General features: G+C 59.2%; 8 protein-coding genes and 1 pseudogene. 2 read left to right on the top strand and 7 right to left on the bottom strand.

Annotation, left to right across the window (positions count from 1 at the left end):
- Positions 1-284: 284 nt before the first annotated feature.
- From SB764_RS36945 to SB764_RS36920, 6 genes and pseudogenes are all read right to left on the bottom strand, one after another.
- Positions 285-557, bottom strand: a complete 273-nt coding sequence (locus SB764_RS36945) for a hypothetical protein (protein ID WP_410866314.1) — start codon at positions 555-557, stop codon at positions 285-287.
- A gap of 23 nt (positions 558-580) precedes the next feature.
- Complete coding sequence (locus tag SB764_RS36940; protein WP_410866313.1) at positions 581-928, bottom strand: hypothetical protein; 348 nt, start codon at positions 926-928, stop codon at positions 581-583.
- A 45-nt stretch (positions 929-973) separates the two neighbouring features.
- Positions 974-1,372, bottom strand: a complete 399-nt coding sequence (locus tag SB764_RS36935) for a PIN domain-containing protein (protein WP_410866312.1) — start codon at positions 1,370-1,372, stop codon at positions 974-976.
- Positions 1,369-1,614, bottom strand: a complete 246-nt coding sequence (locus tag SB764_RS36930; protein WP_410866311.1) for an AbrB/MazE/SpoVT family DNA-binding domain-containing protein — start codon at positions 1,612-1,614, stop codon at positions 1,369-1,371. Before SB764_RS36930 ends, SB764_RS36935 begins: the two co-directional genes overlap by 4 nt.
- Positions 1,615-2,130: 516 nt before the next feature.
- Positions 2,131-2,943, bottom strand: a complete 813-nt coding sequence (locus SB764_RS36925; RefSeq protein ID WP_410866310.1) for an IS5 family transposase — start codon at positions 2,941-2,943, stop codon at positions 2,131-2,133.
- 44 nt (positions 2,944-2,987) lie between these two features.
- A pseudogene (locus tag SB764_RS36920) lies at positions 2,988-4,283 on the bottom strand (IS1182 family transposase); the annotation flags it as partial.
- Positions 4,284-4,732: 449 nt separating this feature from the next.
- On the opposite strand from SB764_RS36920, the gene SB764_RS36915 reads away from it, so the two are divergent.
- Both SB764_RS36915 and SB764_RS36910 read left to right on the top strand, forming a co-directional pair.
- Positions 4,733-6,028, top strand: coding sequence for an MFS transporter (locus SB764_RS36915; RefSeq protein ID WP_410866309.1), 1,296 nt, complete (start codon positions 4,733-4,735; stop codon positions 6,026-6,028).
- 43 nt (positions 6,029-6,071) lie between these two features.
- Positions 6,072-6,854 (top strand): substrate-binding domain-containing protein, encoded by a 783-nt coding sequence (locus tag SB764_RS36910; protein ID WP_410866308.1) that lies wholly within the window; start codon positions 6,072-6,074, stop codon positions 6,852-6,854.
- A gap of 34 nt (positions 6,855-6,888) precedes the next feature.
- Here SB764_RS36910 and SB764_RS36905 read toward each other — a convergent pair whose 3' ends face one another.
- On the bottom strand, positions 6,889-7,857 hold the full coding sequence (locus tag SB764_RS36905) for a LysR family transcriptional regulator (protein WP_410866307.1): 969 nt from the start codon (positions 7,855-7,857) through the stop codon (positions 6,889-6,891).
- Between the last annotated feature and the right edge of the window lie 10 nt (positions 7,858-7,867).

Below are 7,867 nucleotides of genomic sequence, written 5' to 3'. Positions count from 1 at the left end.
TGGCTGGTCTGCATTTCGTCGTATTCGCCGTGCTTATGCTTGTCCACTTCGCAGCCCTTAATACAAGTGCCTAACACACGCTCTAGTCGTTATTGACGGATATCCTGACGCGTCTGACCGCAACGCTGGCACGTGTCGATCGTTCGATCCACATCGTTGGACTGCGTGCGATCCGTTTCCTTCCAGACAGGGCCAGCGAGGCAGCATTTCACCTTCGCTACGACATCAGGGGCCTTGCAGTTATCGGGGGCTTTGCAGAGCGACATATCGTATTTTCCGCTAGGTCAGCTCAGAACCGTGGCCAAGCCTTGGCAGAGCGCTGCGGCGCTTGCTGCCAACGCTGCCCACCGGTTCCAGCGTGCTTGTTCAAGAGCCGTAGCGAACGGGTTAACCAATTTGCCATTGCCATACTGCACTGCGATGCTGCCGGGAATGAAGTCATTTTCATCAACAGGAGCATCGACATGCTCAACTTCGACCCGCGTTGACCAGAACCACAGTCCAGCGGCAACGAAGGCGGCAATCGCAGAGACGATATTGAGGAGGCGAGCGATCATGATTTTCCTATTCTGCTTCTCTTTCAGACGACAGGAACCACCGTTACAGAGTAGGCTCCGCCCATCTTCATCGATTTCCCGCAAACCACGAGGGCGCCGTCCGACACACGGAACTCGTACGTCTGAAAATCAGGCGAGAAGTCGAGATGGAAGCTCTCCGCCGTCAGACTACTCGTCTCTTCCAGACGGATCTTTCCATCCTCGTATCCGTTGCGAATGAAACGCACCGTTGCGGTGTCAACGACGGTTCCGCGATTCGATGCGTACGACACCTCTCCATGAAATTCACAGTTGCCGTAGGGATCGACATTTACGCTTTCTCGGTCGGACCAAAAATCGACAAAATCCTTCATTTCCGCGTGAGCAGTCATTGCTTTCCGTTTTCCAGTGCCGGTCGGGCCGGAGAAATTTCACGGTTATTTAATCATCTGCATCCCTGCGGCCTTCGACGCGTTTACGTCGAAAGTCGCCGTGTACTCGCACTCGGCGGCATACCCCGAACGCTCAATCAGGCAGTCCGCGAAATCCGCCTTTGCCGAGGCCGCGAAAACGCGAAGTGCTTTTCGCACCGTGTCAGCCCCTTCAACAACCAGTTCCTTCGTGCCGATCATCGAGTCGATAATGTCTTTTATCTGCTCGCGCTCCACGCTGTAGCAACGCCCAAGAACCCACACAACCTCGATCAGCGCAACCTGTGAAACGTATCCCGGACGCTCCGCCGACAGGGACTCCATCAGCGCGGTAGCCTTCTTAGACTGAACAGCATCGTCTTGGGCGAAATAGCGGACTAGCACGTTCGTATCCAGTCCGATCATCGCGCTGACGCCCCCTGCTCGGCAATGGCCAGGTTCATGTCCTCAATTGACACCGGATTCGCGGGTTTCTTCACAACTCCCTTGAGCAATGCGAGCGAGCGCGTGGCGGGATAAACCTCATACCGGCCCGTCGTCTCGTTGAAGCTGAATTCGATCCGGTCGCCAGACCCCAGGCCAAGGTGATTGCGCACGTCCACTGGGATCGTGACCTGGCCCTTTGATGTGATAGTTGCTGCTGTCATAGTGGCACCCCCAATTCTCCTTACTTTAAGGTAAGGAGTAGGAAAAGGCAAGAGCAATCTTCTTCATAAGACCTCGCAAAACATCTGTCGGAGCCTTTTATCTGACACGTCCAGATACGGCAAAACGAGGTCGAGTTCCATTTTTATAAGTGCCAGATATCACAACCTATGCGGTGTGGTGGTTTGCAGATATGACTCTCATATTTCGGGTATCCGTATTTCGCAGTTAATTTGTCATTGTGCGGCGCGGCATGCGGGTGGCAGCCGGTGTGTCGCAGAACGGCCGATTCCGTTGAAAAACTCGTTTCGCAGCATCGCTGCGACGGTGTTGTGGCCGGTCGGCCTGGTTTGTCGAAGCTGCCGGTGCCGAAGCTGACGTCGGGGGCATGCCCCTATGCCATCAAGCGGGCGTCGCCTCCGCCGGATCGTTCATCGGCATCAACCACTTCGCCATTCTCCGCAGATTCTGCGCTGTCGCCGCCAACAGGAACTCGTCTTGCGCACCGCTAGAGCGTGTTAGGCACTTGTATTACAATTAAGGGCTGCGAAGTGGACAAGCATAAGCACGGCGAATACGACGAAATGCAGACCAGCCAGGGTTTCGGGCAATCGCTCATAGTCTCGGGCCAACCGGCGGAAGCGGTTCAGCCAACCGAAGCTGCGTTCGACCACCCAGCGGCGTGGCAGCAGAACAAAGCCTTTTTTCACGTCCGGCAGCTTGATGACCTCAAGCTCGATTCCTTCATCCAGCGCTGCCTGAGCAGGTTCCTCGCCGGTATAGCCCTGATCGGCAAACGCGACCTTCACCGTCTGGCCTGTGACCTCCTGGACCTGACGAGCGAGTTCGCCAACCTGGGCTCGCTCCTGCTCGTTGGCCGGAGTAATGTTCACCGCAAGCAACTGGCCCAACGTATCGACCGCCATGTGAACCTTGCTGCCCCGCTTACGCTTATAGCCGTCGTAACCGGCGCGAGGACCACTCTCGCACGTCGATTGCAACGTGCGCCCATCGAGAATGACTGCGCTGCGCTGGCCCTTACGGCCCTGCGCGACGCGGATTATCGAACGCAGGTCGTTGACCATGGCCTCGAAACAACCCGCCTGAATCCAGCGTTGCGTCTGCTGATAAACCAGTTCCCACGGCGGAAAATCATTTGGCAACATCCGCCAGGGCGCTCCCGCGCGCACGATCCAGCGCAGCGCGTTGAACATCTCGCGTAGTTCATATCGACGCTGCGGGGCATCTTTGTGCATCAAAGTCAGATACGGAGCCGCAAAGCTCCATTCTTCATTGGACACATCCGTCGGGTAGGGTCTGCGTTTTGCCATCTGGCCAGGATACCAGGTCTGGCCGCAAGTGCCTAACACGCTCTAAGGCCACGCAATCGCAGACGATCCAGCTTCAAGATTCGCTTCAAATGCGCGAACAGCATTTCTACCTTCTTGCGCTCGCGTCGGGAGCGCTTATAAGCCGGTGTTTCTGCAATGGCTCGGGCTTCATCCCGCGATGCCTCATGAACACTGCGCGTAATCTTGCGAATCGGTGTGCTGGGGCAACACTGCTTCTTCATCGCGCACGCGGTGCAATCGGCCAGACTTGATCGATAAATAATCGTATCGGCCTTGGTTACGTGTGTTCTGGGCTTCGTGAAGGTCCGCCATTCACTACGCAAAGCATGCCCCGTCGGGCAGCGATATTCGTTATCGCTTTCAACCCACTGGAAGTCACTGTTGGGAAGTGCGCCATCGTTGCGCGGGCGCTGCCAGACGGGCACATGCGGGGCAATGTGTTTCTCCTAAACCATCCAGCCAAGCATTGCTCCTGTGCCGTACGCCGTATCGCCCACCAGACGCTTAGGCTTCAGTTTAAAGCGCTGCTCGACCCGATCCACCATCGTCCTCGTAGATTCAACTTCTTGCGTTCGATGCGACGGTGTAGCTTCTACATCGACAATTATTCCTGCGTGCAAGTCGATTAAATAATTCGTCGAATACGCAAAGAATGCCGGCCCACCGGGCGCAGCCGTGTAACGAGCGGCAGGATCAGTCAGCGAGATTCGCTTGGCCGTTGCGATGAGCTCATCGTCGTCCGAGATCGTCGGGTTGTTCTGCTCCAGCTCCGTTAAATACTCCTGTACGGCCCTGCTCGGGCCATTGCCATGGCGCCAATCAATCACCTCCGTGCCCGGCACCCCACGTGCGCGATTTGCATCCGCCTTGACCACACTCGCGTCAACAGCAAAGCCTTCGCCCTGCACAAGGCCTTCGCCCATACAGCGACGCAAGACCGATTCGAAGACATGCCGCAGGGCTGCGCTAACACGGAATCGGCCGTGTCGATTCTTTGAGAACGTCGAGTGATTGGGTACAGTATCTTCGAGACCCAGACGGCAGAACCAACGATAGGCAAGGTTAAGATGAACCTCTTCGCACAGACGGCGCTCGGAGCGAATGCCGAAGCAGTAGCCCACGATCAGCATGCGGATCATGAGCTCCGGGTCAATCGAAGGCCGTCCGGTATGGCTGTAGTGCGGCGCGAGATGTTCACGAAGTCCGCTGAGGTCGAAATACCGATCAATGCCACGCAAGAGGTGCGTGCGTGGTACGTGATCATCAAGGTTGAACGAATAGAAGAGCTGGTTCTGCGCGCCACCTTGATGACCCATCATGACGAATCCCCCGTCTATCGATGCCTTCCAGGATAGCGAATAATCCCAGCGGCGGGCGAGTTTTTCAACAGAATCGGCCGAGTTCCGCCCGTTACCGACCTTCAGCGCTTTCCCTCGAGTGTCTCATGTGCGCTCCAAAGCCGACTCCCGGTAAAGCATTCGATCGTTTGTCAAGATACGAGCACTGCCACCGGAGCCGCGGACGCAGCATGGACACGCGCACGGCCGCTTCCTCATGCCACTTTGTGGCGTGACAAAAAGGCCTCTGGCGGTCGCCGCCGCGTGCTCGCGCTGCGAGGCTTTGTGGTTTCGTCAGACTCGATTGATAACGACAGAACATCAATCGTTCCGAAATTTGCACTTATCGTTTCGCTGGCTCCGGACGAACATTGCCAAAACCACGATCGACCGGAACGCCGCGCATATTCCGGAATTCAGGAGACACCTCGATGCACCCGTCGTCTAGCCCTTCGACCATTCATTCAAAGGCCGCCGCGGTTTTCCGTGTAACCGCCGGAAATTTCCTGGAACAGTTCGACTTCTTCCTGTTCGGCTTCTACGCCACGCAGATCGCCAACGTTTTCTTTCCCGCCAGGAGCGAGTTCGCCTCGTTGATGATGACGTTCGCGGTCTTCGGCGCCGGCTTCCTGATGCGGCCGCTGGGCGCGATCGTGCTTGGAGCCTATATCGACGACGTCGGCCGCCGCAAGGGCCTCATCGTCACGCTTTCCATCATGGCGAGCGGCACTATCCTGGTCGCGTTCGTACCGGGCTATGCGACGATCGGACTTCTCGCGCCCGCGCTCGTGCTGCTCGGGCGGCTGCTACAGGGCTTCTCGGCGGGCGCCGAACTGGGCGGCGTATCTGTGTATCTCGCCGAGTTGGCCACGCCCGGCCAAAAAGGCTTCTTCACGAGCTGGCAGTCCGCGAGCCAGCAGGTCGCGATTGTCGTCGCCGCGGGCCTCGGCTTCGCGCTCAACCGATGGCTGAGCGCACGGGCCATCGCCGCGTGGGGCTGGCGCGTACCGTTCTTCGTCGGCTGCATGATTGTGCCGTTTGTCTTCATGCTGCGTCGCAATCTGGAGGAAACACAGGAGTTCAAGGCGCGCCAGCATCGTCCGGGCATGAAGGAAGTATTCGACACGCTGGTCCAGAACTGGGCTGTCGTCGTCGCCGGCATGATGCTGGTGGCGATGACAACCACGAGCTTCTATCTCATCACGGTCTACGCGCCAACCTTCGGCAAGACAGTCCTGCACCTTAGCACCGCCGACAGTCTGCTCGTGACGCTGTGTGTCGGCGTCTCGAACTTTGTGTGGCTACCGATCGGCGGCGCGCTCTCCGACAGGATCGGCCGCCGGCCGCTCCTCGTCGGCATGACGGTGCTCGCTATCGCGACCGCCTACCCCGCGCTGTCGCTGCTCGCTCACGCGCCAAGCTTCGTGAACATGCTGCTCGTCCTCCTTTGGCTCTCGTTCATGTACGGAATCTATAATGGGGCGATGGTCGTCGCGCTCACGGAAGTGATGCCGGCGCAGGTACGCGTTGCCGGCTTCTCGCTCGCCTACAGCCTCGCTACGGCCGTGTTCGGAGGTTTCACGCCCGCGATCTCGACGGCGCTCATTCATATGACCGGCGACAAGGCCGCACCCGGCTACTGGATGAGCCTCGCCGCGACGTGCGCCCTTTTGGCGACGTTCGCACTCTATCGCCGCCGCGCAGTGACACTGACGCCAGCGCGCTGATGTGCTTCCCCCGGACCCATCGCAACCCTGTACGACCACAACCATGAGAAACCTGCTTCTGAAACTTTGCGCGGCAGCGCTCGTCGCAACCTCGGCCGCTGCGCCGAACGTACAGGCTGCCGACCTGCACGTCATGAGCTCGGGCGGCTTCACCGCCGCGTACAGGGTGCTCGGCCCAAGGTTCGCTTCCCAAACGGGCAACACGCTCGACACCGCGCTTGGCCCCTCGATGGGCAAATCGCCCGAAGCGATCCCCAACAGGATTGATCGCGGCGAACCTGCGGACGTTGTCATCATGGTCGGCTACGCACTTGACGATCTGATCAAGCAAGGCAAGGTCATGCCCGGATCCCGGGTCGAGCTGGCCGATTCGCGCATCGGCATGGTCGTGCGTGAAGGTGCGGCGAAGCCCGACATCAGCTCGGCCGAAGGCCTCAGGCAGACCTTGCTGCATGCGAAGTCGATTGCCTATTCGGACAGCGCGAGCGGCGTCTATATCGAGCGAGAGTTGTTCAGCAAGCTCGGCATTGAGGATCAGGTCAGGTCGAAGGCGAAGATGATCCCGCGCATTCCCGTGGCGTCGGTGGTGGCGAATGGCGAATACGAAATCGGCTTCCAGCAGGTGAGCGAATTGCTGCCCGTCCAGGGCGCCACGTTCGTCGGCAAGATTCCCGAGTCTCTGCAATCCGTCACGCGTTTCGCCGGCGGCATTCCCGTGGGCGCGCAGCATCCGAAGGAAGCGAAGGCGCTACTCGACTATCTCGCATCGCCCGATGTGCAACCCGAAGTGAGAGCGACCGGGCTCGATTCCGTCTCCGCGCATTGAGGCAGAGGTATGGGAAGGCTTGTCTCAGCCAACTTCACGATGCGGTCTTCCTTCTGGCTTTCGCGGTCGTCGTCGCGCTGTTGTCCACGGCATCGTTGCATGCGACGCCGGCGCGCTTTGTCTCGATGATCGTGCGGTGAAACTCCTGTGCGGCCGGTGTTAGCGGCCGTCCTCGCCGTCTTACGATTCCCACGCGTCGTTTCACCACCGGCTCGACGAGCGGCACGCTCGTGAGGATTGGGTGGTCATGTCCGGGCATGGCCATCGACGGCACGGCGGCGACGCCGAGCCCCGCCTCAATTAACCCGACCATGGTCGTGACGTGCCGGGTCTCGCAAACGCTCGGTGCTCGCGGCGCCACGGCGGTGAGCGCCTGGTCGAGCAACAGGCGGTTACCGGACGTCTTGTCGACCGAGACGTAGTCGTGTTCGTAGAGCTCGTCCCAGGTCACGCGCTTCTTGCGTGCGAGCGGGTGGTCACGGCGGCAGGCAGCAACAAACCGCTCCTGCAGCAGCAGTTTGAACTCGATCTCGGATTCCTGACTGCCCATGAAGCTCACGCCGAAATCGGCCTCGCCGCTGATGACGGCGCCAAGCACCTCGTTGGCGCTCGAATCGAGCAGCTTGACCCGGATACGTGGAAAGCGGCGATGATAGCTCGCGATAACGCTCGGCAGAAAGTAATACGCCACCGAAGGCACGCACGCGATCGTCACATGGCCCAGGCGGCTTGATGAAACATCGCGAATGCCGAGCAGCGCAACGTCGAGATCATCGAGCAGTTGCTCCGCGCTTCGGGCGAACACGCGACCGACGGTGGTGAGGGTGACGCTGCGCGTGGTGCGCTCGAAGAGACGCACGCCGAGCGCTTCCTCGAGCTTGTCGATCCGACGACTCAAGGCAGGCTGGGATATGCTCACCGCCTCGGCGGCCTTTCGGAAGCTTCCCAGCTCCACCACCGCGCGAAACGCCTGCAAGTCATTCAAGTCAAAGTTCACGCCCACAACTAGCCCC

The sequence above is a fragment of the Paraburkholderia sp. SIMBA_027 genome (assembly GCF_046535315.1).
Taxonomy (GTDB): Bacteria; Pseudomonadota; Gammaproteobacteria; order Burkholderiales; family Burkholderiaceae; genus Paraburkholderia; species Paraburkholderia tropica.
This window is presented reverse-complemented; position numbering and strand designations above follow the sequence as displayed.

Coding starts and splice junctions, on each gene's coding strand:
- SB764_RS36945 (WP_410866314.1), bottom strand. CDS start 557: ATGATCGCTCGCCTCCTCAATATCGTCTCTGCGATTGCCGCCTTCGTT.
- SB764_RS36940 (WP_410866313.1), bottom strand. CDS start 928: ATGACTGCTCACGCGGAAATGAAGGATTTTGTCGATTTTTGGTCCGAC.
- SB764_RS36935 (WP_410866312.1), bottom strand. CDS start 1,372: ATGATCGGACTGGATACGAACGTGCTAGTCCGCTATTTCGCCCAAGAC.
- SB764_RS36930 (WP_410866311.1), bottom strand. CDS start 1,614: ATGACAGCAGCAACTATCACATCAAAGGGCCAGGTCACGATCCCAGTG.
- SB764_RS36925 (WP_410866310.1), bottom strand. CDS start 2,943: ATGGCAAAACGCAGACCCTACCCGACGGATGTGTCCAATGAAGAATGG.
- SB764_RS36915 (WP_410866309.1), top strand. CDS start 4,733: ATGCACCCGTCGTCTAGCCCTTCGACCATTCATTCAAAGGCCGCCGCG.
- SB764_RS36910 (WP_410866308.1), top strand. CDS start 6,072: ATGAGAAACCTGCTTCTGAAACTTTGCGCGGCAGCGCTCGTCGCAACC.